The following is a 24,174-nucleotide window of genomic DNA, read 5'->3' as shown; positions in this document are numbered from 1 at the left end:
TGAGGTGACAGTGAACCTCGACGTCCACCAGCTCGACCAGTTCGTGCTGTGGGGGTCAGCGGTCACCCTGCTTGCCATTCTCGCGGTGCGCATCAGCTCGCGTGCCGGGCTTCCGAGCCTGCTGCTCTACCTCCTCATCGGTGTCGCCCTCGGTGAGGATGGGCTCGGCATCAGGTTCGACGACGCCCAGGTCGCGCACGCCCTGGGTTTCGCGGCGCTCATCGTCATCCTCTCCGAAGGCGGTCTCACGACGTCGTGGCACGAGGTCAGACCGTCGATGCGACTCGGGGCCGCCTTGGCCACGCTCGGTATCGCCGTCTCGGTCGGCGTCATGACGCTGGCCGGCCACTACCTCCTCGGAATGTCCTGGGAGCTCGCCGTCCTGCTCGGCGCAGTCACCTCGCCCACGGATGCGGCCGCCGTGTTCTCGGTGCTCCGCGTCGTCCCGCTACCGAAGCGGCTCCAGGGTGCCCTCGAGGCCGAGTCAGGGCTCAACGACGCGCCCACCGTGGTGCTGGTGACGCTGGTGTCCACGGGCGCGTTCACCGACCACGGCCCGCTGGGTGCCTCGGCACTGATCGCCTATGAGCTCGTCGCCGGTGTCGCGATCGGTCTGGCCGTCGGCTTCGGCGGCGCCTGGGTGATGCGCCGGGCGGCCCTCCCCGCGTCCGGTCTCTACCCGCTGTCCGTGCTCACGTTGTGCTTCCTCGCCTACGGCGGCGCGGCGGGCCTGCACGCCTCCGGCTTCGCCGCGGTCTACGTCGCAGCGCTGACGTTGGGCAACCAGGAGCTCCCGCACCGGGCAGCGACCCGGTCGTTCGCCGAGGGCTCCGCCTGGCTCGCGCAGATCGGTCTGTTCGTGATGCTCGGGCTGTTGCTGTCCCCGGGCAGGATCACCCTCGCCCACGTCGGCTCGGCCGTCCTCGCGGGGCTGGTGCTCACGTTCGTGGCCCGACCGCTGTGCGTGTTGGCCAGCTCAGTGGTGGACCGGATGTCGTGGCGCGAGCTCTCCTTCCTCTCGTGGGCCGGGCTGCGCGGGGCGGTGCCCATCGTCTTCGCCACGATCCCCTTGAGTGAGGGCGTGGACGGCTCGAGGCGGCTCTTCGACATCGTCTTCGTCCTGGTGGTGGTCTACACCCTGCTGACCGGGCCGACGCTGCCCACCGTCGCCAAGGTGCTCAAGGTGACCCGGCGCTCGGAGCCGCGGGGTCTCGACATCGAGGCCGCGCCCCTGGAGCGGGTCGCGGCCGACCTCCTGCAGATCAGCATCAGCCCGGTCTCGAAGATGCACGGCGTCGAGGTCGGCGAGCTGCGGCTGCCGCCGGGATCCTCCGTGACCATGGTGATCCGGCAGGGACAGACACTGGTGCCGGAGCGACGCACGGTTCTCAAGAGCGGCGACGACCTGCTCGTGGTGACGCCACGCCGGCTGAGGGAGGCCACCGAGGAGCGGCTGCGCCAGGTCAGCGCACACGGCCGCCTCGCGCAGTGGCTGGGCGACCCCCGGGCCAAGGGTGGGTCCTGACGACGGCTACAGCGCCGGGCCGCAGACCACGATGTCGACGTCGGTGACGATCGAGGGCCGGCCCTCGAAGGTCTCCTCGAACTCGTCGCCCACGACCACGACGATGCCCGCCGCGCCCGGGTCGGCCTTCTCCAGGACCTCGGCCTGCCCCAGCCGCGAGCGCACCAGCAGGACGGCCGGGTTGTCCGCATCGGTCGTCCAGATCTCCACCCGGGCGACCCGGGTCTTGTCGGGGGCGTTGCGGGTCTGTCCCTCGGCGAACCCGTCGGAGACGAGCTCGGCCATCGTGCGGCCCGCCAGCCCTTCGCGCTTGCTCGCGTTGAGCACACTGACCGTGACGTCCTGCGGATAGATCCGCTCGCCGGCCGGGAAGCTCGTGTCCACGCAGATCGGCGCATCGACCTTGCCCGGGAACGGCTTGGTCACCTGTGCGAACCCCCAGCTCACGCCGAGGACGAGCAGCAGCGCCAGCACGACCAGGGTCAGCGCCGACTTCATGCTCGGGACCAGGTTCATGGAGACCTACGCGACCTTGTGGACCCGGGCGTGCAGGACGTTGCGCTGCTGGAGCGCGGCGCGCAGGGCCCGGTGCAGGCCGTCCTCGAGGTAGTACTCGCCGCGCCATTCGACGACGTGCGCGAACAGGTCGCCGTAGAAGGTGGAGTCCTCGTCCAGCAACGCCACGAGCTGCAGGGTGTCCTTTGTCGTGACGAGCTCGTCGAGGCGCACCTGACGCGGTGCGACTGCGGCCCATCCCGTGGCGGTGAGTCCGTGCTCCGGGTAGGGACGGCCCTCCCCCACGCGCTTGAAGATCACGCCCGCGAGCATAACTGCGGCCCGCATAGGCTCCGGCCATGACGGAGACCGCCGAGCCAGCTGCTCACGCCGACCACCCCATCGTCGCGGCCGTCGCACCCGGCTACGCCTTCACGGAGACCTCGCTGGAGCTCGGTGGACTGATGCTCGACGCCGAGACCCTGAGCGACACCCGCATCCGGATCCCGTTGGCGATGCTCAACCGCCACGGGCTGGTCGCCGGCGCGACGGGCACCGGCAAGACGAAGACGCTGCAGCTGCTGGCCGAGCAGCTGAGCGCCAACGGCGTCCCCGTCTTCGCCGCCGACGTCAAGGGCGACCTGTCCGGGCTCGCCACGCCCGGCGAGCCCAGCGACAAGATCACCCAACGCACCCGGTCCGTGGGCCAGACGTGGACGGCCACCGGTTTCCCGGTCGAGTTCTACGCCCTCGGCGGCCAGGGGGTCGGCATCCCGCTGCGGGTCACCATGTCGTCGTTCGGCCCGATCCTGCTGTCGAAGGTCCTCGGCCTCAACGCGACCCAGGAGTCGAGCCTGGGCCTGGTGTTCCACTACGCCGACCAGGCCGGCCTCCCCCTGCTCGACCTGGCCGACCTGCGCGCCGTGGTCAGCCACCTCACCAGCGACGAGGGCAAGCCGGAGCTCAAGGCGCTCGGTGGCCTGTCGGCGGCCACGGCGGGCGTGATCCTGCGCGAGCTGGTCAACTTCTCCGACCAGGGCGCCGACGCCTTCTTCGGCGAGCCCGAGTTCGGGTCCGCCGACCTGCTCCAGACCACGCCGGAGGGCAAGGGCCTCATCTCCCTGGTCGAGCTGCCCGACCTCGCCGACCGGCCGGCCGTGTTCTCGACGTTCCTGATGTGGCTGCTGGCCGACCTGTTCAACGACCTGCCCGAGGTCGGCGACATCGACCGGCCCAAGCTCGTCTTCTTCTTCGACGAGGCCCACCTGCTGTTCCGCGACGCGTCCAAGGACTTCCTCGAGCAGATCGCCCAGACGGTGCGCCTGATCCGGTCCAAGGGCGTCGGCGTCTTCTTCGTGACCCAGAGCCCGACCGACGTGCCCGACGAGGTGCTCGCCCAGCTCGGATCCCGGGTCCAGCACGCGCTGCGCGCGCACACCCCGAACGACGCGAAGGCGCTCAAGGCGACCGTCAACACCTATCCCAACGCGGCCTACGAGGACCTCGGCGAGGTCATCACGACCCTGGGCATCGGCGAGGCGGTCATCACCGTGATGGGCGAGCGGGGCGCGCCCACACCGGTCGCCTGGACTCGGCTCCGCGCACCGGAGTCGCTGATGGCGCCGACCGCCGCGGAGGCCATGCAGGCCACCGTCGCCGCCAGTCCACGATTAGCGAAGTACGCCGCGGTGGTCGACCGCGAGTCCGCGCGCGAGCTGCTGGCCAAGAAGCTCGAGGAGGGCGCGGCCAAGGCGGCCGCGGAGAAGCAGGCCGCCGCGGAGGCCGCGGAGCGTGCCAAGACGGACTCGAAGTCCTCGAGCAAGCCGCCGGCAGGCTCGACCGGCTCGTCGCGCCGACGCACCAAGCAGGAGGACGGCGTCGTCGAGCAGGTCGTGAAGTCCGGCGCGTTCAAGCAGTTCATGCGGACCGCGGCCGCCGAGATCGCCCGCGGCATGTTCGGCACCGGCCGCCGCTGACCGGCCGCCCGAGCGGCACGCGTCAGCGGTGGGTCACGTCGACCGGGTCACGTGGACCGGGTCAGGCGGACCAGCGGAGGGACTCCGCGATCTGGTCGGCCAGCGGGTGCACCCCGTGCAGGTCCTCGCGCTCGCTCATCAGCTCGTGCAGGGCGAGCGAGTGGCGTGACCGGATGTTGTTGCGCAGCGTGCGCAGCCGCTCCTGCTCGAGGTCGATCTCGACCTCCAGGCTCTGCTGCTCCGCGTCGAGCGAGGTGGGATCGGCCATCTCGTCCTCCATGGGTTCGGGCCGGCGTCCCGGGTGGGGAACGCCCGCGTGTGGTGGGTGGTTGAATCCTGGACCGGCAACTTCGCCGCGAGGTTGACGCGGGGTTACGACCAGGTTCCGCTTACTCCACAACATATACACAGGTTGTGGACTATCGAGGCTCCTTGGGGAGCGGCCGGAGATCAGACCGTCGGCTCGGACCAGGCCATCTGGACGACCTCGACGCCCCGGTCCCGGGTGACGAGCCGGCCGCGGCCGGGAGGGGCGAGGCTGGGTCGCTGGTTGCCGAGCAGCGGGCCCTCGTCGGGGTTGCCCGACAGCATCAGGCCGGGCATCGCCAGGTCCCGCAGCGACTGCATGACCGGCTCGTAGAGCGCGCGGGACGCGCCACCGGACCGGCGCGCCACGACGAGGTGCAGGCCGACGTCGCGGGCCTGCGCCAGCAGCGGCTGCAGAGCCGCGACGGGTGAGCTCTGCTGGGTGGCGACCAGGTCGTAGTCGTCGACGAGGACGAACAGCTCGGCACCGGACCACCAGGACCGCTCGCGCAGCTGCTCGGGCGTGACGGTCGGTCCAGGGATGCGGCCCTCGAGGTAGGTCGCGATCTCGCGCAAGGCCGGGGTGGCCTGGGCGGCGGACGTGACGTAGTTGAGGAGGTAGTCCTCGGGCACCTCGCCAAGCAGAGCGCGACGGTAGTCGACCAGCAGGATCTGGGCCTGCGCCGGGGTTCGCGTGCGCATGATCTCCTGCGCCAGCGTGCGCAGGATCCCGCTCTTGCCGGAGCCGCTGTCGCCCAGCACGAGGAGGTGCGGCTCGTGGGCCGGGTCAAGCATGACGGGGGCGAGGTCCTTCTCGTCGATGCCGACGACGAACCGGTCGGCTGGCGGTCCGGCCTGCTCGCGGACCTCGGCCAGGTCGACGCGCGCCGGCAACAGCCGCAGCTTGGGCCCGGCCGGCCCGGTCCACGCCGCCCGCACCCTCGCGACCAGGTCGTCGACGCCGTCGCCGAGGCCCCCCGCGTCCGCGACGCCGTCGATCCGCGGCAGGGCGCCCAGGAAGTGCAGCTTGCTGCCCACCAGGCCCCGGCCCGGCCGGCCGGCGGGCACCTGAGCGGCTATCCGCCGGTCGATCTCGGAGTCGACCGGGTCGCCGAGCCGCAGCTCCAGCCGGGTGCCGAACATGTCGCGCATCGCGGCCCGGAAGTCCGACCAGCGCGAGGCCGCCGCCACGATGTGCAGGCCGAAGGTGAGCCCACGCGTGGACAGCTGCTGGATGGCGATCTCGAGGTCGTCGAAGTCCGACCTCAGGGTGCCCCAGCCGTCGATCACCAGGAACACGTCGCCGTAGCCGTCATCGGCGCGGCCCTGGTCCTCGGCCCGCGCCCGGCGCAGCCGGTAGGTCTCGATGGAGTCGATGCCCATCCGCCGGAAGTAGGCCTCGCGCCGGTCGACGATGCCCTGCACCTCAGCCACGATCCGGCTGACGACGTCCCGCTCCGACCTGGTCGCGACGCCGGAGACGTGCGGGAGCCCGGCCAGGGGCGCGAACGTCCCGCCCCCGAAGTCGAGCACGTAGAACTGCGTCTCCTGCGGTGTGGAGGTCAGGGCCATGCTCGTGACGACCGAGCGCAGCAGCGTGCTCTTGCCGCTGCGCGGACCACCCACGACCGCGACGTGGCCGGCCGACCCGGACAGGTCGACGCTGAGGGTGTCGCGCCGCTGCTCGCGCGGCCTGTCGACGGTGCCCAGCGGCACGGTGAGCGCGCCCAGGCGTCGCCACTCCTGCGATACCAGTCCGAGCCGCGGGTCCACGGCGAGGTCGGGCATGAGCCGGTCGAGGGTGTCGGGCGCATCGAGCGGCGGGAGCCACACCTGGTGGGCGGCCGGGCCCTTGCCGACCATCCTCGCGACCGCGATGTCGAGCAGGGAGTCCTGCTCGCCGGGATCGACCGGCGGCGGGGACGGCTCGTCCTCGGCCACCTCGACTTCGAGCTTGAGCACCTCCGAGATCGTGAAGGGGAGGATGCCCTGCAGCTTGCCGCCCTCGTCGCGGCGTACCCGCACCCGGCCCGTCGGTGGCCCGGAGACGTACGCCGCCTTGAAGCGCACCAGCGTCGTCGGGTCCGGCTTCAGGTAGCCCAGCCCCGGCACCGCGGGGAGCTCGTAGGCATCAGGGACGCCGAGCACGGTGCGGGACTCCTGCGCGCTGAAGGTGCGCAGGCCGACCCGGTAGGACAGGTGCGACTCCAGCCCGCGCAGCCGTCCCTCCTCGAGCCGCTGGGAGGCGAGAAGCAGGTGAAGGCCCAGCGACCGGCCCAGCCGGCCGATGGCGACGAAGAGGTCGATGAACTCCGGCTTGGCCGAGAGCATCTCGGAGAACTCGTCGACCACGATGAACAGCGACGGCAGCGGCTCGAGCTCCCGCCCGTCGACCACACCGGCCACCCGGGCCTTCTCGTAGTCGCGGACCGAGGCGAAGTTGCCGGCCTCGCGGAGCAGCTCCTGGCGCCGCACCATCTCACCGGACAGCGCGTCCTGCATCCGGTCGACCAGCGTGAGCTCCTGGGCCAGGTTGGTGATCACCGCCGAGACATGAGGGAGACCCGACATGCCCGCGAACGTGGCGCCGCCCTTGAAGTCGACCAGCACCAGGTTGAGCTGCTCGGGCGAGTGCGTCATCGCCAGGCCGAGGACCAGGGTGCGCAGGAACTCCGACTTGCCGGAGCCCGTCGCCCCGATGACCAGGCCGTGCGGGCCCATGCCCTGCTGGGCGGACTCCTTGATGTCGAGGTTGACCACGGCACCGGCGTCGGAGGTGCCGATCGGGACGCGCAGCCGGTCGCGCGAGGGTCGTGACCTCCAGGCCTCGTCGGCGTCGAAACCGTGGACGTCGCCCAGCCCCAGCAGCTCCATGAAGTCGACGTCGCCCAGAGCCTCCGGTGTGCTCTCGAGCGGCCCACCGGCGGCGACCGCGCGCAGGGGCGTGAGCCGGCGCGCGAACGCCTCTGCCAGCGGCAGCGGGCACTGGTCGACCTTGGCCCGCACGGTCTCCTCGCGGAGCCGAAGCGCGCGTACGCCGTATCGGCCGTCGGCGAGCGGCTCGCCCTCGAGCTGCAGCCGGAGCCGGGTGGAGTCCTGGAGCTCGTCCCACCGCACGGGCAGGTCGAGGACGGTCACGCCGTGGACGCCGTCGTTGGGGACGACGTGGTTGCCCGGAGGCAGCTCCACGCCGTCCAGAACCAGGAGGATGTGCGGGGCAGCGGGGCGCTCGTCGGCGCCGAAGCGGGGGCGCTCGCCCAGGTCGGCCGGCAGCAGGGTGGCGAGCTCGTCCAGCGAGGTCGAGACCATGCGCATCGGGCCGACGGCGTCGGAGCGCCGGGTGCTCTGCCCGTGTGGCAGCCACTTGAGCCAGTCCCAGTGAGCGAGATGCTGGTCGGCGGCGAGGACAGCGACGACGAGCTGCTCCGGCGACTGGAACGCGGCCGCCGAGCAGATCATCGCGCGGGCGAGCGCGCGGGCGGGCTCCTCCGGCCCGCAGACCTCGATCCGGTCGAAGGCCCGCAGGTCGACCGAGGCGGGCAGGTCGGGCTGGAGCCGGTGGACGACCAGGAGCCGGTGCAGCGCCGAGGCGGCAGCCGGGTCGACCTGGTCCACGGGTGCGCTCTCTGGCGGCACCAGCTCCAGGGCGAGGGGCTGGTGGCACAGGCCGTAGCGGACGTGCAGGAAGCTCGGGTCGGCGCTGCCGTGCTCCCACAGCCGCGAGCCCTCCTCGGCCAGCGCGGGCAGCGCGGCCGGGTCGGGATGGTGCCAGGTCAGCGCCTTGCGCTGCTGGTCGGCCGCCTCGCGGGCCACCTGGCGGACGTTGCCGAGATAGCGGAGGTACTCGGTCCGCGTGCCGGTCACCTGCTGCACGCGCTGCTTCCGCTGCCGGTCGAGCTGGACGACGATGAAGCCGAGCGTCGCGAACAGGAACATGCCGGCGGCGATGTAGTGACGTCCGCCGGTGTTGGTGCCGGCCATCGTCGCCACCAGCACGATGGAGCCGAGGCTGCCGAGCATGGGGATGGCGTTCATCAGCACGCCACTGGCGCCCTCGGCCTGCTCGATCCGCGGCGGCGGCTGCAGCTCGAGCCGGCCGACCGGCAGCTCGGGCTCGTCGAGGCGCCCTCCGCGCAAGGTGGTCGGCGCTGTCTGCGCCGCCGAGACCTGTGTCACCGCGTCGGACGTGACCGTCACTGGCGCCTCCTGCCTCCCGAGCCGGCTGTGCGTTGACAGGGTAATGACGTACCCCCGGCGCGGACTATCGTGCGTCAACACCGCTCTCCACCCCTTCTCGGGAGGCACCGTGGTCGACGCCGTCGGGAGGCGACGCTCCGTCGCCGTCTCGGGCACGCTCGCGATCACCGTCCACGGTCAGGGCGGGGTCGTCGACCTGCTGGTGCCCACCGGCGCCTCGGCCGACGACGTCGCACGGGAGTACGCCGCCCAGTGCCGGCTGACGTTCGTCCCCGCCCTCCACACCCGCGACGGGCGCGGGCTCGCGCCCGAGGCGTCGTTGGCGGAGGCCGGCCTGCCCAGCGGGGCGGTGCTGGTCGCCGCCGGCCACCCGCGTGCCGGGCGCGCGCCTGGGGAGCACGACCCGGATCGCGGCCGCTGGTGGCGGACCGACGTGCCCGGCCGGTTCTCCCTCACCTGGTGCACCGTCGCCGTCGGGGCGGCCGCCCTGGCCGGCTGGTTCGCTGCTCACACCGAGGGCCGCGAGCACGACGTGGCGGTGCTCCTGCTGGCCGGCACCGCCGTGCTCGGCGTCCTCCCGGTCGGGGTCCACGGCCCACACCGGGTGGCGGCCGCGCCGGCGTTCGGGGCCGCGGCGGCGTTCGCGACCATGTGGTCACCCGAGCCGGAGAAGCTGCCGGCGATCGTCGGTGTCTCGGCCCTGGTCGCTGCGGTGACGGCCGGCTTCGCAAGGGCGCTCGACCGCCGGTCCGAGGAGGTGCTGCGGGTCTGGGTCGTCGCCGGCGTCGCGCTCTTCGTGCTGACGGGCGCTGGCGTGCTGGTGGGTGTCGCCCCCGAGGTGGTGTGGGGCGCGCTGCTGGTCCTGGCGATGCTCGCGGCGCGGTTCGTGCCGGGTCTGGCCGTCGACGTACCGGACCAGTTCCTCATCGACATCGAGCGGCTCGCCGTCACCGCCTGGTCGGCGCGGGACCGGCCGCGTGGTCGCCGGGGTCGCACGGTCGTCCGGCCCGAGGACGTCGCGGTCGTGGCGGCCCGTGCCTCCCGCACCGTGACCGCCGCGGCCTGCGCCATCTGGGCCGTCGCGGCGATCTCCGCACCGCTGCTGCTGGTGACCGCCAGCCTCCCGGTCGACCGGGTCGGCGCGCGGGTGCTGGTGGGTCTGGCCGGTGCGGCGCTGCTGCTGACCGCGCGCAGCTATCGCCACCGCGGGGCGCGAGCGATGCTGCGCGCGGCCGGCCTCACCTGCTGGGCGGCCCTGCTCGCCGTGCTGCTCGGCCTGATGGGCGACGAGCGCCGCTTCACGCTGGCGGTGACCGCGATCGTCCTGGCGGCGTTGCTCGTCGTGGTCTCGGTGGCCAACGGCCGCGGCTGGCGCTCGGCCTGGTGGTCGCGCCGCGCCGAGGTGGCCGAGGGTCTCGCCGGGGCCGGCGCGATCGCCGCCCTGGTCGTCGCGTCCGGACTGTTCCGGACCCTGTGGGAAATCAAGTTCCGGGTTTAGCAGCAGTGGCCAGGGGTAGGTCCGGGTTGTCCGGCGACCAGCCGGCTTCGGTTCACTCGGGTGGCTCGTGCCGCCGCAGAGAAAGGAACGGCAGATGAGCTCCTCACCCCACCAGACCAGCGCCGCTGACCAGGCTCTCACCCGCGCCGCCGCCATGGTGGCCACCGCCAAGGTCGACTTCGACCGGCGGGCCGCCGCCCTCAACGACCAGATCGCCGGCATGGCCGCCCGCTGGCAGGGCTCGGGCGGTCTGGCCTTCCAGAACCTCCAGCGGGCCTGGCAGGAGAAGCAGGCCACGATCACCCGCGCGCTCAACGACTTCGAGCAGTCCCTGGTCGTCACCGACCGCGACTTCACCTCCACCGACGACACGCAGGCCCAGGTCTCCACCAACAACCTCGGCCGCCTCGACGGCGTCCCCACGTCCCTCTGATCCACCTCAACCAAGCCTCAGACACTCAAGAGCAGGAGACAGACCATGGCAGGATTCGACGGACTCCTCGTGGACCACGCGGCGCTCGACCAGGCGGCCCAGGACCTCTCCAACGCGGTGCGCGACATCGACGCGCGGATGAACCAGCTCGAGGACGAGCTGCGTCCGCTGCAGAGCGACTGGACCGGTCGGGCCAAGGACCAGTACGGCATCTCCAAGCAGCGCTGGAACACCGCGATCTACGAGATGCTGACCGTGCTCGGCCAGACCAGCACCAGCGTCACCCAGTCCAACGCGGACTACATCTCGGCGGACCAGCGCGGTGCGCAGTCCTTCACGTACTGACAGCTCGGGGTGAAGGGGCCGGCGCAGGTGCGCCGGTCCCTTCCCGCGTCCCGGCGCGGCGCTTCTAGCGTTAGCATCCCGAGGCGGACTCGGACACCACTCGGGAGGCACGATGACGCAGACGCCATTGGGCCCGTCGGTCGGCGCGTCCGGTCTGGTGCGCGTCTCGGTGTCGTCCGGAGCCCGTCGCGTCGACCTGGTCCTCCCCGGCTCGGTGCCCGTCGCCGAGCTGGTGCCCGAGCTGGCTCGCAGCGTCGGCCTGCTCAACGCCGCCACCGTCCACGGCGGCTACCGGGTGGTCACGGCCTCGGGACGCGAGCTCTCCGGTGAGAGCGGCCTGATCGTCCAGGGCGTCGAGGACGGCGGCCTCCTCACCGTGACGGCGGGCGTCGACCAGCCGCCACCACGGATCTACGACGACATCGTCGAGGCGATGACCGACGTCGTCGAGCGCGACCTCGAGCCGTGGTCGCCGGCCTCCGGGCGGCGTACGGCGTTGAGCGCGGCCGGGCTGCTGATGGCTCTCGGTGGTGTGGCTCTGTTCATCCAGCACGACTCGCTGCTCGCCGGCATCGCCGCCGGCGTGGTCGCGGTGGTCCTCGTCGCGGGCGCCGTCGTCCTCTCCCGCGCCCAGGGTGAGCCGGAGGCCGCGGTCGCCGTCGCCTGGATGGGGGCCGGCTACGCCGCCCTCGGCCCGCTCATGCTCGCGCTTCGCGACGACCAGCCCTTCTTCGGCGCGGCCCTCGGGTCCGCCGGCGCGGGCGCCCTCGTCGCGGGCCTCGTGTGCGTGGTCGGGCTGGGTGAGGGCCGCGTGCTCACGATCCCCCCTGCCGTGGTCGGCGCGACCGCCCTGGCCGCCGGGCTCGTCCTGCGCGGTCTCGACGTCGACGCCGCGGTGCTGCTGACCACCACCCTGGTCCTGGTGGTGCTGGCCGGCAGCGTCTTCCCCTGGCTCGCGCTCGGCGTCACCGGGACCAACGTCGACCAGCTCTTCACCCAGGCCGACATCACCGCCGACCCCGGCGAGATCGACCCGGCCCGGGTCGGCACCGACGCCCGGATCGCCCACCAGATCCTGGTCGCCACCTCGGCCACGGTGGGGATCCTGCTGGTCCTGGTCGCCCCGCTCGCGGTCAGCCTCGGGCTCTCCGGGACGCTCCTGGCCGTCGACGCGTGCCTGGTCGTGATGCTGCGGACCAGGCAGTACCGCACCGGCACCGAGGTCCTGGTCGGGCTGGCCTCGGGCATCCTCGGCCTGGCGTCCGTCGCCGTCTCCCTGCTGTGGCTGCACCCCGACTGGCGGCCGACCGCGGCCGTCGCACTCGCGGCCACGGGCGCCGTGCTGCTCGCCGTCACGCTGCTCCCCGGCGTCCCCTCGTTGCGCCGGGGCCGGCTCGGGGACCTCGCCGAGACCGCCTGCCTGCTGGGGCTGCTGCCGCTGCTGGTGCTGGCGACCGGCGTCTACTCCTCCATCCGGTCCTAGGCCCAGTTGCCGATGGCCACCAAGAAGGACCTCGTCGAGGCCCACGCGTTCAGCCGGCGCCGCCTGGTGACCGCGTTCCTCTCCGGCGCTCCCGGGGGCCGCGAGGTGGAGCCCGCGCGTCCGGGCCGCACGATCGTCGGCGGGCTCGCGCTGGCCGTGCTCCTGGTCGCCGCGGCCGCCATCGCCTCGGTGCTCGCGTCGAAGACCGAGGAGGACTGGAACAAGGTCGGCCTGGTCGTGAGCCGCGAGGAGGCGGCGCCCTACGTCATCCTCGAGGACGAGGACGACCCCGAGCTGATCCCCATCCTCAACATCACCTCGGCCCAGCTCATCCTCGGCGCCGACGTCGAGCCCACCTACGTCGAGCAGGACGTCATCGAGCAGCAGACGCCGGGCGAGACGATCGGGATCTTCGGGGCACCGCAGACTCTGCCCCGCCCGGACCGCTTCATCGAGAACGGCTGGACGGCGTGCACGGGCGACGGGCGCGGGATCATGCTCGGGCTCCGGACGGCACCCGACGTCGACGCCGTCGACCGGGGCGGCCTGGTCGTGACCAACCAGGGCCGCGACTACGTCGTCGCCCGGGCCGGTGACCTCGCGGACGTCCAGCGGGCGATGCTCTACCCGCTGCCGGCCGCCGGCACCGGGACCGACTCCGTGGACGCGATGCTCAACGAGCTCGGGCTGCGCGAGCGCGCCGAGGCGGTGGAGGTGCCCGAGGACTGGCTGCAGCTGTTCCCGGCCGGCGGCGAGCTCACCTGGGCGTCGTTCCAGATCACCGGGGCCGGCAAGCCACCGCTCGACCCGGCCCCCTACCCGCCCGGGGCGGAGGTGGGTGACTACTGGGTGGACGGCGACGAGGGGCTCGTCCTCACCGAGACCGGGCCGATGCGGCTGTCCGCGTTCGCGCTGCAGGTCTACCGCTACAGCCCCGTCCCGGCCTCGGAGCCGGGCCGGCCCGGCCGGCTCCCGCGGCTGCTCGAGGGGGAGCCGCCGCTGCTCAGCGAGGAGACCCGCACCTACCTGGAGGCGAGCTGGCCCGACGAGCCGCTCGAGCAGCTGACCGGCAACCCGTGCGCGCTGCTGGTCACCGACCCCGACGGCGTTCCCGGCGTCGAGCTGGTGCACAACCCCGGCGACGAGCTGTCGGCCGCGGGCCTCGACGACCCGCTCCTGATCGACTACTCCATCGAGGACGGCCGCGGCGCCTACGTGCAGTCGGGCGACTGGGACGACACCAGCGGTCTGCGGTCCTACGTCGTCGACCCGCGCGGCACGGCCTACTCGCTGCTCGACGCGCAGACGGTGGAGAAGCTGGGCTACGACCAGGTCCCGGTGCCGCTGGTGCCCGACAGCTGGGTCGAGCTGTTCGGCACGGGCGTCGACCTGTCGACCGCCGAGGCCCTGTGCCCACCGTCCCCGGAGGCCGCTGCTGACCGCGAGTGCCGGGAGCTCACCGGTTGATCCGCCCCCGCGCCTTCCTGGCCGCAGCGCTCGTGGCTGGCGGCCTGGTCGTGACGACCTCGGCTGCGCACGCCGTCGAGGACGCGGAGTGCGAGCAGGGGACCCTCGAGGACACGTTCTCGACCGGCCGGGAGAGCGCAGCCCTCGCCGAGCTGGACGTCGACCGTGCCCACGAGTGGCTCAGCCGCCGCGGTGAGGGACTCGGCGAGGGCGTGGTCGTCGCAGTGGTCGACTCCGGCGTCGGGGCCTCCCCCGGCGTCGAGGTGGCCGAACGCCCCGTCGTTGTGCCCGGCCTGCAGCCGGACCACTACCACGGGTCCGCGGTGGCCGGCCTGGTCGCCGGAGCCGGCCGCAGCGAGGAGGCCGGCGGTGCGGTGGGGATCGCGCCGGACGCAGAGATCCTCGACCTGCAGGTCTACGACGACCCCACCGGCGACAACGGCACCCCGATCCTCACGACCAACGTGGTGCGCGCCCTCGATGTCGTGCTCGCCCGGCGCGCGGCCGGCATGAACGTCCGGGTCGTCAACATCTCCCTCAACGTCGCGCCCGACGAGGCACTGGCCGAGCGGGTCCAGCAGCTCTGGGACGCCGGAGTGGTGACGGTGGCCCCGACCGGCAACCGGCCTCGCAACGACCCCGGCGACAGCGGCGCCGCCCTCGTGCCCGAGGAGCAGTTCGCCGAGTTCCGGCCCGGCGAGAACGCGCGTGACGTCGTGCACCCCGCGGCGTACGACCTGGTCCTCGGCGTCAACGCCTCGATGGCCGGCACCGGCGGCGCCGACCCGCACGAGTTCGTCCTCGAGAACTCCGCCACCGACCTCGCCGCCCCGACCGCCGGCGCAGTGTCCTACACCGTCAACGGGGGCACCTGCCTGCTGAGCACCCCGGCCACCTCCTGGGCCGCCGCCGAGGTGAGCGGCGTGCTGGCCCTGTTGTTCGCGCACTTCCCCGAAGACACGCCGGCGATGGCGGTCAACCGGCTGCTGCTCACCGCGGACGGGCGCCCGGACATCCCCGACTGGCTCGCCGGCGCCGGCGACGTCCAGGTTTACGACACACTCACCCGCCCGCTGGCCATGGACGAGCAGGGAATCGCCCAGCAGACCTCACCGGAGCCCGACACCCAGGTCTACGCGGCCCCCCAGCCCGAGCCGGACGTCCTCGCCTCGGCCCGGCGAGAAGCGGTCTGGTGGGGGCTGCTCGGCGGCGGTGCCTTGCTGCTCGCGCTGGTGCTGCGGCCGGTGCTCGCGCGGCGGCGTACGCGCTGACCGATCGCCGGTCGGGTCCTGAGGTCGTTCACTGCGGCTTGCGGGCAACGACGCTGGCATAGGCGATGTGCCCGAAGAACGATCCCGCCGCCGCTCGCCGACGTGCCTCGGCGCGCAGCGCTGCGCCCAGCTCCTCACCGATGTCCTCCGCAGCCAGCATCAAGGCGACCCCTCGATCGATCACCGAGGTCATGTAGCCGTCCCCAGCGATGTCCACGAACCCATGGCTTCGGAACGACTCGATCTCGAACCCGTGATCGCTCAACATTGCTGGGAGCCGCCTCACGAGCCAGCGATCGGTCACCGAGCTGGCCATCATCGCGTCCGCACACCGCTGCAGCGGATCGTCGTCGCTCAGCGCGACGGTGGTTGTCGCGTAGTCGCCCTCGAACGCGGCGCAGACACCCGTCGGCCGGAGGACCCGGGACACCTCGGCCACGGCGCGCTCGGGGCCCGGCACGTGAACGAGCACGGAGTCCATCACGACCACGTCGAACGACTGGTCCTCGAACGGCAGGTCCCTGGCGTCGGCCACCCGGAAGGAGAGGTGCTCGAGGTCACCAGCCGCATCTGAAGCACGGGCGACGAGCGAGGGCGCCAGATCGGTGCCGATGACACTTGCCACGCCCTCGCGTCGTGCCAGCACTCGGGTCAACACTCCCGTCCCGCAGCCGACCTCCAGCACCCGGGCATCAGGCGGGAAGGGGATGTCTGCCAGGAACTCGGCGCGCATCGAGCGCTGCTGCTCATCGGCACCCCGGGTCTCGAGAACCTCGGCGAGACTCCCCTGAGTCGCCTCGTCGAGCTCGGCGACCCGCGCCCACACGTCTGCCATCGGCACGTCCTTCCGCCCTGCGCCACTCCAGACGATGGCAGCACGGCGGCCCCGCCTCCACAACCCGTCAGTTGCTTACGCAGTTGTGACGTCGTCGGGCATCGACGCAGGCTGGTGCGTGGCCGGCAAGTCTTTGCGTCACCGAAGCGGAACGGAACTGGCGGAGGATAGGGGATTCGAACCCCTGAGGGCTGTTAACCCAACCCGCTTTCCAAGCGAGCGCCATAGGCCACTAGGCGAATCCTCCGCGGAGGAGGTTACCGGCCACCCGAGCGCTCGTCCCAATCGCCTAGAGTTGGCCGCAACCCCCCGCGTGGCGGCACCTCGCCCAATCCCCCAGGGTCGGAAGACAGCAAGGGTCAGTGAGCTCTGCCGGGTGCGCGGGGGGCCTCTTCTTGCTGGGACTGCGCCGGGACGCCCCTGTGCCGTGTCGGCACCGACAACTAGGGTTGCCGGGACATGGACGCCCCGCTCGCGCTCTACCGCCGCTACCGGCCCGAGACCTTCGCCGAGGTCATCGGGCAGGAGCATGTCACCGAGCCCCTGCGCGCCGCCCTGGCCAACAACCGGGTCAACCACGCCTATCTGTTCTCGGGGCCACGCGGGTGCGGCAAGACCACGAGCGCCCGGATCCTGGCGCGGGCGCTCAACTGCGAGAAGGCCCCGGTCGCCGACCCGTGTGGTGAGTGTGAGAGCTGCGTCGACCTCGGCCGCGGCGGCCGCGGCTCGATCGACGTGATCGAGATCGACGCCGCCTCCCACGGTGGTGTCGATGACGCCCGTGACCTGCGGGAGAAGGCGTTCTTCGCGCCGGTCCGCAGCAAATACAAGGTCTACATCATCGACGAGGCCCACATGGTCTCCACCCAGGGCTTCAACGCCCTGCTCAAGCTGGTCGAGGAGCCGCCGGAGCACCTCCGCTTCATCTTCGCCACCACCGAGCCCGAGAAGGTCATCCCGACGATCCGCTCGCGCACCCACCACTACCCGTTCCGGCTCATCCCGCCCCGCCTGCTGTCGTCCTACCTGACCGACCTCTGCCAGCAGGAGGGCGTCCAGATCGAGCAGGCCGCCCTGCCGCTCGTGGTCCGCGCCGGGGCCGGCTCGGCCCGCGACACGCTCTCGGTGCTCGACCAGCTGATGGGCGGTGCCGGCGAGGCCGGGGTCACTCACGACCTCGCGGCCGACCTGCTCGGCTACACACCGGACACGCTGCTGGACGAGGTGATCGACGCGTTCGCGGCTGCCGACGGCGCCGCGGTCTTCGGGGTCGTCGACAAGGTCATCGAGACCGGGCAGGACCCGCGGAGGTTCACCGAGGACCTGCTCCGCCGGCTGCGTGACCTGGTGATCGTCGACGCCGTCCCCGAGGCCACCGCGACCGGCCTCATCGACGTCTCCGAGGACCAGGGCGAGCGCCTGGTGGCCCAGGCCGCCCGGTTCGGCAGCACCGACCTGAGCCGGGCCGCCGACATCCTGGCGACCGGGCTCACCGAGATGCGCGGGGCCACCGCGCCCCGGCTGCTCCTCGAGCTCATCTGCGCGCGGGTGCTGCTGCCCGGCGCCGACCACACGACGATGGGCCTCGGTGCCCGGCTCGACCGGCTGGAACGCCGCCTGGACATCAGCGGCCCACCGCCCGCCGCGCCCGCCCCGCCCGCCCCGGCTCCGCTGCCCGCCCAGGACCGCCCGGCGGCCCAGCCCGCCCTCGGCAACCCGGTGCAGACCGACGCCGAGCCGTCCGCCACCGAGGAGGTGGCGGTGTCTCCGACGATGCCGCCGACCGCCGACCCCCGGCCCGAGGACACCGCGCCGCCCCCTCCGGCACCCGCGCCCACGCCGGTCGCCGAGGCACCGCCCGCGGCCGAGGCCCCCGCCCCGTCGGGCTCGCTCAGCCTGGTCGACGTACGCCGTCTCTGGCCCGACATCGTCGAGGCGACGAAGGTCCGGCGGCGGATGGCCTGGATCCACCTCAGCCAGAACTGCCAGGTGGTCGGCCTCGACGGCACGACCCTCACGCTCGGCTTCACCAACGCCGGCGCCCGCGACAGCTTCGTCAGCAGCGGCTGTCCCGACGTGGTCCGCGAGGCCGCCATCGACGTCGTCGGAGCCGACTGGCAGATCGACACGATCGTCGACCCGGGTGCCCAGCCCGGTGCCGTCGCAGACGCCCCGGTCACCGTGCGCGGGGCCGTGCAGCCCGAGCCCGACCCGGCGCCGGAACCCGACCCCGCTCCCCAGCGGCCGCCCGCCAGCTCAGCGGCCCGCAACGCCGCCCGGGACGCGATCCAAGACACCCGTGCCGCCGGCGCGGAGGTGCCCAAGTCCGACGACCTCCGAGCGGCGGACGCCGATGCCGACCGGGACGACCTCGTCATCGACGAGGCCACGCTCGGTTCCGAAGACCTGCTGGCCCGCGAGCTCGGGGCCCAGATGATCGAGGAGATCCCCCATCAATGAAGGCACAGCCATGACCAACAACCCCTTCGAGGCGCTCGGCGCCGGTGGCTTCGACATGAACGCCCTGCTCCAGCAGGCCCAGCAGATGCAGGAGCAGCTCGCCTCGGCGCAGGAGCGGCTCGCGGACGCCACGGCCGACGGCACCGTCGCCGGCGGCGCGGTCACCGTGACCGTCAACGGCGTGGGCGAGGTGGTCAAGGTGGCCATCAAGGCCGGGCAGTTCGACGGCGCGGACCCCGACGACCTCTCCGACCTCGGCGACATGATCGTCGCGGCCTACCGCGACGCGAAGGCCCAGGCCGACGCGATGGCCTCCGAGGCCCTCGGCCCGCTGGCCGGCGGACTGGGCGGCCTAGGTGGTGGAGCGGGCGGCGCGGCGGAGCCACCGCCGGGCCAGATCGGGTTTCAGTAGGTCCGATGTATGAGGGCGTGGTCCAGGACCTGATCGACGAGCTCGGCCGGCTGCCGGGCGTGGGGCCCAAGGGGGCCCAGCGGATCGCGTTCCACCTGCTCCAGGCCGACGCCGCCGACGTACGCCGGCTGGCCGAGGTCCTCGTGGAGGTCAAGGCGAAGGCGCGGTTCTGCTCGGTCTGCTTCAACGTGTCCGAGGACGAGCAGTGCCGCATCTGCCGAGACCCGCGCCGCGACCCGGCGCTGCTGTGCGTGGTCGAGGAATACAAGGACGTCGTGGCCATCGAGCGCACCCGCGAGTTCAAGGGCCGCTACCACGTGCTCGGCGGGGCGATCTCGCCGATCGACGGCATCGGTCCCGACCAGCTGCGCATCCGCGAGCTGATGACCCGGCTCGCCGACGGCACCGTGACCGAGGTGATCCTGGCGACCGATCCCAACCTCGAGGGCGAGGCGACGGCCACCTTCATCACCCGTATGTTGAAGGACCTCGACCTGACGGTCAGCCGGCTCGCCAGCGGGCTGCCGGTGGGGGGAGACCTGGAGTACGCCGACGAGGTGACCCTCGGCCGGGCGTTCGCGGGAAGGCGGAGTGCCCGATGAGGGACACGACGAGGGAGACGACGAGGGAGACACAGTGACCGATGACACCTCGGACGTCGAGGGCGACGTCGCGGTGGGGGCCATGCTCGACTCGGCGACCGAGGACTTCGCCCAGCAGATCGCCAACTCCGTCGAGAGCTTCCTGCTGGCGCTGCGCGCCATCGCCCAGGAGAACGACGTCGGCAGCGCGATCCCGCTGCTGCTGCTCGAGATCACCCAGATCTCCCTCGCCGGGGCCCGGATGGGTGTCCAGACCGACTTCACCCCCCGCGAGGAATACCAGCCCGACGTCGGCCCCGAGGCCGACCTCGAGGGCCTGCGGCTCCGGCTGGCCGAGATGCTCGACCCCATCGACACCTACAGCTATGTCTTCGACGCCTACGCTCCGGAGGTCGTCGAGAGCCAGCTGTCCGACGACATCACCGCGATCGCCAGCGACCTGGAGAACGGGCTTCGCCACTACCGCAGCGGTGACGTGGACGAGGCCCTGTGGTGGTGGCAGTTCTCCTACATCGCCTCGTGGGGCAACCTCGCCGGCGTCGCGCTCAACGCGCTGCTCTCCGTGGTCTCCCACAACCGCCTCGACCAGGACTTCAGCCTCGACGCCGACGACGTCGCGGCCGCCGATGAGATGCTCGGGGAGGCCGGCGCACCACCCACCTAGACTTGTGCGACGTGGGAATCGTTGTCCAGAAGTACGGCGGGTCGTCGGTCGCTGACGCCTCCGCGATCAAGCGCGTCGCGCAGAAGATCGTGGAGACCAAGCGCGCCGGCCACGACGTCGTGGTCGCTGTCTCGGCGATGGGCGACAGCACCGACGAGCTCCTCGACCTCGCGGCCCAGGTCTCCCCGCTTCCCCCGGCCCGTGAGCTGGACATGCTGCTCACCGCCGGCGAGCGCATCTCGATGGCCCTGGTCGCGATGGCGATCTCCGACCTCGGCTTCACGGCCCGCTCGTTCACCGGTTCCCAGGCCGGCGTGATCACCGACTCGGTGCACGGCAAGGCCAAGATCATCGACGTCACCCCGGGACGCATCTCGGCGGCCCTCGACGACGGCCACATCGTGATCGTTGCCGGCTTCCAGGGCGTCAGCCAGGACACCAAGGAGATCACCACCCTGGGCCGGGGCGGCACCGACACCACCGCGGTCGCGCTGGCCGCGGCGCTCGAGGCCGACGTCTGCGAGATCTACACCGACGTCGACGGCGTGTTCACCGCCGACCCCCGGATCGTGCCGACCGCCCGCAAGCTCGACCGCGTCACCTACGAGGAGATGCTCGAGATGGCGGCGTCCGGGGCCAAGATCCTCCACCTGCGGTGCGTCGAGTACGCCCGCCGCTACAACATCCCCATCCACGTCCGTTCGTCGTTCAACAAGCTCGAGGGCACGGTCGTGGAAGGCAGCATCAACGACCCCGCTCCAGACCAGGCCGAGGAGGCCACCATGGAAGCAGCGATCATCGCCGGCGTCGCCCACGACCGGAGCGAGGCCAAGATCACCGTGGTCGGCGTACCGGACAAGGTGGGCGTCGCGGCCCGGGTCTTCGAGGCGCTGGCCGCGGCCCAGATCAACCTCGACATGATCGTCCAGAACGTCTCCGCGGCCGCGACCAACCTCACCGACATCTCGTTCACCCTGCCGCGTACCGACGGCCAGAGCGCGATGGCCGCCCTCGCCGGGCTGCAGAGCGAGGTCGGCTACGAGCGGCTGCTCTACGACGACCAGATCGGCAAGGTGTCGCTCATCGGCGCCGGGATGCGCTCCCACCCGGGCGTCACCGCCAAGTTCTTTTCCGCGCTGGCCGAGTCCGGGGTCAACATCGAGATGATCTCGACCTCGGAGATCCGGATCTCCGTGATCGTCGACGAGGCCGACGTCGACACCGCGGTCGCGGCCACGCACACGGCGTTCGACCTCGACTCCCACGAGGTCGAGGCGGTCGTCTACGGAGGCACCGGCCGATGACCCGTCTTCTGAACGTCGGCATCGTCGGCGCGACCGGGCAGGTCGGCGTGGCGATGCGCCAGATCCTCGAGGAGCGCGAGTTCCCGGTCGGTGAGATCCGGTTCTTCGCCTCGCCCCGCTCCGCCGGGACCGTCCTTCCCTACGCCGGTCGCGAGGTGGTCGTCGAGGACGCCGCCACCGCCGACCCGAGCGGGCTCGACGTCGCGCTCTTCTCGGCGGGCGCGACCACCTCACGCGCGCTCGCGCCGGTCTTCGCCGACGCCGGCGTCATCGTGGTGGACAACTCCAGCGCCTTCCGCAAGGACCCCGCGATCCCGCTGGTGGTCTCCGAGGTCAACCCGGACGCCGCGGCCGCGGTGATCGCGGCCGGGCACGGCATCATCGCCAACCCCAACTGCACGACCATGGCCGCCATGCCGGTGCTCAAGCCGCTGCACGACGAGGCCGGCCTGGTGAGGCTCATCGCCTCGACCTACCAGGCCGTGTCCGGCTCGGGCATCGCCGGCGTCGAGGAGCTCGCCGCCCAGGTGGCCGCGGCGGGCGACAAGGCGCCCGAGCTCGCCTACGACGGCGAGGCGGTCGCCTTCCCCGAGCCGCAGAAGTACGCGCGCACCATCGCCTACAACGTGCTGCCGATGGCCGGCTCGATCGTCGACGACGGCCTCGAGGAGACCGACGAGGAGCAGAAGCTGCGCCACGAGTCGCGCAAGATCCTCGGCCTCCCCGACCTCAAGGTCTCCGGCATCTGCGTGCGGGTGCCGGTCTTCACCGGCCACTCGCTGGCCATCAACGCCGAGTTCGAGCGGGCGATCACCCCGGCCAGGGCCCGGGAGATCCTCGCCGGTGCGCCCGGCGTCGAGCTGTCCGACATCCCCACCCCCCTCCAGGCAGCCGGCAAGGACCCGTCGTACGTCGGCCGCATCCGTCAGGACCCGGGCGTCGACGGCGACCGCGGGCTCGCGCTGTTCGTCTCGGGCGACAACCTGCGCAAGGGCGCCGCCCTCAACACGATCCAGATCGCCGAGCTGATCGCGTCGGCCTGAGGAACGAAGGCCGTCGCGGTCAGCTCAATGGTGGTCGAGCAGCCCGCGCGGCTGAGCCTGCGAAGCCGCGACCGGGCGTGTCGAGACCTCCGCAGCGAGAGCTGGGACTGAAGTAGTCGCCCAGCGACTCAGTCCCGGGCCGGCTCCACGAACGTCGCCGTCACCCAGTGGGACAGCAGGAACGTCGCCACCGAGACCAGCGGGATGACGATGATCATCCACCACTCGAAGAGCGCGTCGATGAGGAACAGCAGCGCCACCACGCTGGTCAGCCCCACCGCCAGGAAGCTGGTGCTGCCCGGCTCCGGTACCTCACACAGCCGTAGCACCACCGTGCCGAGCACCACCGCCAGGACCAGGATCGCGAGCAGCAGGAAGATCCCTGGACCGCCGCAGCTGTTGGTGCCCTGGATCCGGCTGCACAGCTCGAACGACGCCGAGGTCAGGCCCACGACGAGCCCGCCCACCAGCAGCCCGGTGAGGGCCGCGGCCAGCCGTCCGGGCAGCAGCGGGCCGGTGCGCGGCCGCTTGGGCGGTCGCGGCGGTCGCGGCGGTGCGGCCGGCGCCGTTGGTGACGTCGGCGCCGCCGATGGCGCGTCGAGACTCACGGTCTGGCTGTCCGGAGCCGCTGGTGACGACCATTCCGTGGGTCTCGACGCCGGGGGCGCGGCCGGGGGCGCGGCCGGGGCGGTCGGGGCAGCAGCGATGCCCGTGTCGGTGCCGGTGTCGTCCAGGATCGTCGTCGGGCTGTCGTCGCCGGGCGGTGCAGTCGGTGGGGTCGGTGGAGTCGGGGCGGGCTTGGCCTTCTTGCGCCGGAAGAGCCTCGGCGGCTCCAAGGAGGGCCCGCTCGGCTCGTGCTCGTCAGCCATGCGCGCAGTGTCTCACTCCGAGACGGGCACCATCGTCCGCTCGTCGCCGGTGAAGATCATCCGGCGCCCTCGCATCGAGCCGACGTGCGCCACCGCCGCCCGCCACTCCTCGCTGGCGAGCGCCGAGTCCAGGGCCTCCCGCGAGTCGAAGCTCAGCACGGACATGCCGTCCCAGCCGGCCGACTTCTCGTCGATGCCGTCGACGAGCTCGGTGTGCAGCCAGCGGCGCAGTCCGGGCAGGGGGTAGGTGACCTCGGCGTGCTCACCGCGCCACCACTCGATGAACTGCTCGTGGGTCCAGTCGCCGGGTCGAGCGGCAAGGACGATCAGGTTGTACACCGCGTCAGCCCAGGGCCCGGAGGCACGCGCCGGTGTACATCTCGCGGACCTCGTCGAGCGTCATCGGCCCACCCGGCCGATACCAACGCCACACGCTGACCACGATCGCGAGCACCAGGACCGCCATGGCGTGGGGGTCCCGCTCCGGGAAGTCACCGGCCGCCATCCCGCGGCGGATCAGCCCGGTCCACTCCTCCTCGATCTCCCGGACGAGCACCCGCGCCTTCTGGCGCTCGACCTCCTCCTTCTCCGAGGGTCGCGGGGTCGCGAGCATGTCCATGTGGCTCTGCAGGATGCGCATCTGGAGGACCTCGCGCGGGCTCACGTCGTAGGCCACGGCGATCGCCGCCTCGAGGGCCTTGTCGGCCCGTTCCACATCGGCGGTCGCCTCGCGGACCGCTTCGAGGGACCTGCGGAGCTCGAGGCTCATGATGGTCAGCAGGCAGTGGGCCTTGGACTCGAAGTAGTGGTAGAGCGCGGTCTGTCCGATCCCCACCTGGTCGGCGATCGTGGCCCACTTGGTGTGCTCGTAGCCGTCCTTGCCGAACTTCTCGATGGCGGCGGTGAGGATGAGTGCGCGCTTCGAGCGCGGGCCCTCGGTCTCCGGCATCATCCGCGCCTTCGCCAACGTGGCCACCCCGTCCGAGTCT

At 72.1% G+C, this 24,174-nt stretch carries 22 protein-coding genes, 1 tRNA gene and 1 other RNA gene; 15 read left to right on the top strand and 9 right to left on the bottom strand.

The features are described from left to right. Positions 1 to 4 precede the first annotated feature (4 nt). Entirely contained in the window at positions 5 to 1,525 is a 1,521-nt protein-coding gene (locus ACYVC6_RS03550; RefSeq protein WP_460711026.1) for a potassium/proton antiporter, read from the top strand. Between the two features lie 6 nt (positions 1,526 to 1,531). On the opposite strand, the gene ACYVC6_RS03545 is transcribed toward ACYVC6_RS03550, so the two are convergent. Together ACYVC6_RS03545 and ACYVC6_RS03540 are read right to left on the bottom strand one after the other, a co-directional pair. Beyond that, complete coding sequence (locus ACYVC6_RS03545) at positions 1,532 to 2,041, bottom strand: LytR C-terminal domain-containing protein (RefSeq protein ID WP_460711024.1); 510 nt, start codon at positions 2,039 to 2,041, stop codon at positions 1,532 to 1,534. 6 nt (positions 2,042 to 2,047) lie between these two features. Continuing rightward, entirely contained in the window at positions 2,048 to 2,341 is a 294-nt protein-coding gene (locus ACYVC6_RS03540; RefSeq protein WP_460711022.1) for a type II toxin-antitoxin system VapB family antitoxin, read from the bottom strand. A 38-nt stretch (positions 2,342 to 2,379) separates the two neighbouring features. Between ACYVC6_RS03540 and ACYVC6_RS03535 the strand changes: the two genes are divergently transcribed. Beyond that, positions 2,380 to 3,996 (top strand): helicase HerA-like domain-containing protein, encoded by a 1,617-nt coding sequence (locus ACYVC6_RS03535; RefSeq protein WP_460711020.1) that lies wholly within the window; start codon positions 2,380 to 2,382, stop codon positions 3,994 to 3,996. Between the two features lie 61 nt (positions 3,997 to 4,057). Here ACYVC6_RS03535 and ACYVC6_RS03530 read toward each other — a convergent pair whose 3' ends face one another. Both ACYVC6_RS03530 and eccCa read right to left on the bottom strand, forming a co-directional pair. Next, the gene (locus ACYVC6_RS03530) at positions 4,058 to 4,264 is read right to left on the bottom strand and encodes a hypothetical protein (protein WP_460711018.1); all 207 of its coding nucleotides are present in this window, start codon (positions 4,262 to 4,264) and stop codon (positions 4,058 to 4,060) included. Positions 4,265 to 4,446: 182 nt separating this feature from the next. Further along, positions 4,447 to 8,499 (bottom strand): type VII secretion protein EccCa, encoded by a 4,053-nt coding sequence (gene eccCa, locus ACYVC6_RS03525; protein WP_460711016.1) that lies wholly within the window; start codon positions 8,497 to 8,499, stop codon positions 4,447 to 4,449. Between the two features lie 109 nt (positions 8,500 to 8,608). Here eccCa and ACYVC6_RS03520 point away from each other — a divergent pair, with 109 nt between their 5' ends. From ACYVC6_RS03520 to ACYVC6_RS03495, 6 genes are all read left to right on the top strand, one after another. Beyond that, positions 8,609 to 9,997: a hypothetical protein gene (locus tag ACYVC6_RS03520; RefSeq protein ID WP_460711013.1), complete on the top strand. Its 1,389-nt coding sequence runs from the start codon at positions 8,609 to 8,611 to the stop codon at positions 9,995 to 9,997. Positions 9,998 to 10,091: 94 nt separating this feature from the next. After that, positions 10,092 to 10,430: a WXG100 family type VII secretion target gene (locus ACYVC6_RS03515; RefSeq protein WP_460711011.1), complete on the top strand. Its 339-nt coding sequence runs from the start codon at positions 10,092 to 10,094 to the stop codon at positions 10,428 to 10,430. Positions 10,431 to 10,475: 45 nt separating this feature from the next. Further along, positions 10,476 to 10,775 (top strand): WXG100 family type VII secretion target, encoded by a 300-nt coding sequence (locus tag ACYVC6_RS03510; RefSeq protein WP_460711009.1) that lies wholly within the window; start codon positions 10,476 to 10,478, stop codon positions 10,773 to 10,775. 112 nt (positions 10,776 to 10,887) lie between these two features. Then, complete coding sequence (eccD, locus tag ACYVC6_RS03505; protein WP_460711007.1) at positions 10,888 to 12,258, top strand: type VII secretion integral membrane protein EccD; 1,371 nt, start codon at positions 10,888 to 10,890, stop codon at positions 12,256 to 12,258. A gap of 12 nt (positions 12,259 to 12,270) precedes the next feature. Continuing rightward, complete coding sequence (locus tag ACYVC6_RS03500; RefSeq protein WP_460711005.1) at positions 12,271 to 13,725, top strand: type VII secretion protein EccB; 1,455 nt, start codon at positions 12,271 to 12,273, stop codon at positions 13,723 to 13,725. Beyond that, positions 13,722 to 14,996: a S8 family peptidase gene (locus tag ACYVC6_RS03495; RefSeq protein WP_460711003.1), complete on the top strand. Its 1,275-nt coding sequence runs from the start codon at positions 13,722 to 13,724 to the stop codon at positions 14,994 to 14,996. Before ACYVC6_RS03500 ends, ACYVC6_RS03495 begins: the two co-directional genes overlap by 4 nt. A 28-nt stretch (positions 14,997 to 15,024) precedes the next feature. Here ACYVC6_RS03495 and ACYVC6_RS03490 read toward each other — a convergent pair whose 3' ends face one another. Further along, a complete protein-coding gene (locus ACYVC6_RS03490) occupies positions 15,025 to 15,831 on the bottom strand; it encodes a methyltransferase domain-containing protein (protein ID WP_460711001.1) in 807 nt (268 codons plus the stop codon). Between the two features lie 158 nt (positions 15,832 to 15,989). Next, positions 15,990 to 16,078 (bottom strand) — tRNA-Ser (locus ACYVC6_RS03485). A 56-nt stretch (positions 16,079 to 16,134) separates the two neighbouring features. Here ACYVC6_RS03485 and ffs point away from each other — a divergent pair. The 7 genes from ffs to ACYVC6_RS03450 all read left to right on the top strand — a co-directional run bounded on the left by ffs (position 16,135) and on the right by ACYVC6_RS03450 (position 22,316). Next, positions 16,135 to 16,224, top strand: an RNA gene (ffs, locus tag ACYVC6_RS03480) — signal recognition particle sRNA small type. Positions 16,225 to 16,290: 66 nt separating this feature from the next. Beyond that, on the top strand, positions 16,291 to 18,291 hold the full coding sequence (locus ACYVC6_RS03475) for a DNA polymerase III subunit gamma and tau (protein WP_460710999.1): 2,001 nt from the start codon (positions 16,291 to 16,293) through the stop codon (positions 18,289 to 18,291). 10 nt (positions 18,292 to 18,301) lie between these two features. Further along, entirely contained in the window at positions 18,302 to 18,703 is a 402-nt protein-coding gene (locus ACYVC6_RS03470; protein WP_460710997.1) for a YbaB/EbfC family nucleoid-associated protein, read from the top strand. Positions 18,704 to 18,708: 5 nt separating this feature from the next. After that, entirely contained in the window at positions 18,709 to 19,305 is a 597-nt protein-coding gene (gene recR, locus ACYVC6_RS03465; protein WP_460710995.1) for a recombination mediator RecR, read from the top strand. A 34-nt stretch (positions 19,306 to 19,339) separates the two neighbouring features. Further along, positions 19,340 to 19,969 carry a DUF5063 domain-containing protein gene (locus tag ACYVC6_RS03460; protein WP_460710993.1) on the top strand — a complete coding sequence of 210 codons (630 nt, stop codon included), beginning with the start codon at positions 19,340 to 19,342 and terminating at the stop codon, positions 19,967 to 19,969. Positions 19,970 to 19,980: 11 nt separating this feature from the next. Continuing rightward, positions 19,981 to 21,273 (top strand): aspartate kinase, encoded by a 1,293-nt coding sequence (locus ACYVC6_RS03455; RefSeq protein ID WP_460710991.1) that lies wholly within the window; start codon positions 19,981 to 19,983, stop codon positions 21,271 to 21,273. After that, positions 21,270 to 22,316, top strand: coding sequence for an aspartate-semialdehyde dehydrogenase (locus ACYVC6_RS03450; RefSeq protein WP_460710988.1), 1,047 nt, complete (start codon positions 21,270 to 21,272; stop codon positions 22,314 to 22,316). Before ACYVC6_RS03455 ends, ACYVC6_RS03450 begins: the two co-directional genes overlap by 4 nt. A 128-nt stretch (positions 22,317 to 22,444) precedes the next feature. On the opposite strand, the gene ACYVC6_RS03445 is transcribed toward ACYVC6_RS03450, so the two are convergent. Genes ACYVC6_RS03445 through ACYVC6_RS03435 form a run of 3 tightly spaced genes read right to left on the bottom strand, consistent with a single transcriptional unit; the run spans position 22,445 to position 24,161 of the window. After that, positions 22,445 to 23,185, bottom strand: a complete 741-nt coding sequence (locus ACYVC6_RS03445) for a hypothetical protein (RefSeq protein WP_460710986.1) — start codon at positions 23,183 to 23,185, stop codon at positions 22,445 to 22,447. 12 nt (positions 23,186 to 23,197) lie between these two features. Continuing rightward, entirely contained in the window at positions 23,198 to 23,524 is a 327-nt protein-coding gene (locus tag ACYVC6_RS03440; RefSeq protein ID WP_460710984.1) for an EthD family reductase, read from the bottom strand. Positions 23,525 to 23,528: 4 nt separating this feature from the next. After that, on the bottom strand, positions 23,529 to 24,161 hold the full coding sequence (locus ACYVC6_RS03435) for a TetR family transcriptional regulator (protein ID WP_460710982.1): 633 nt from the start codon (positions 24,159 to 24,161) through the stop codon (positions 23,529 to 23,531). Between the last annotated feature and the right edge of the window lie 13 nt (positions 24,162 to 24,174).

The sequence above is a fragment of the Nocardioides dilutus genome (assembly GCF_054779555.1).
The sequence above is the reverse complement of the archived record's forward strand: the minus strand, read 5'-3'. Positions and strand labels throughout refer to the sequence as shown.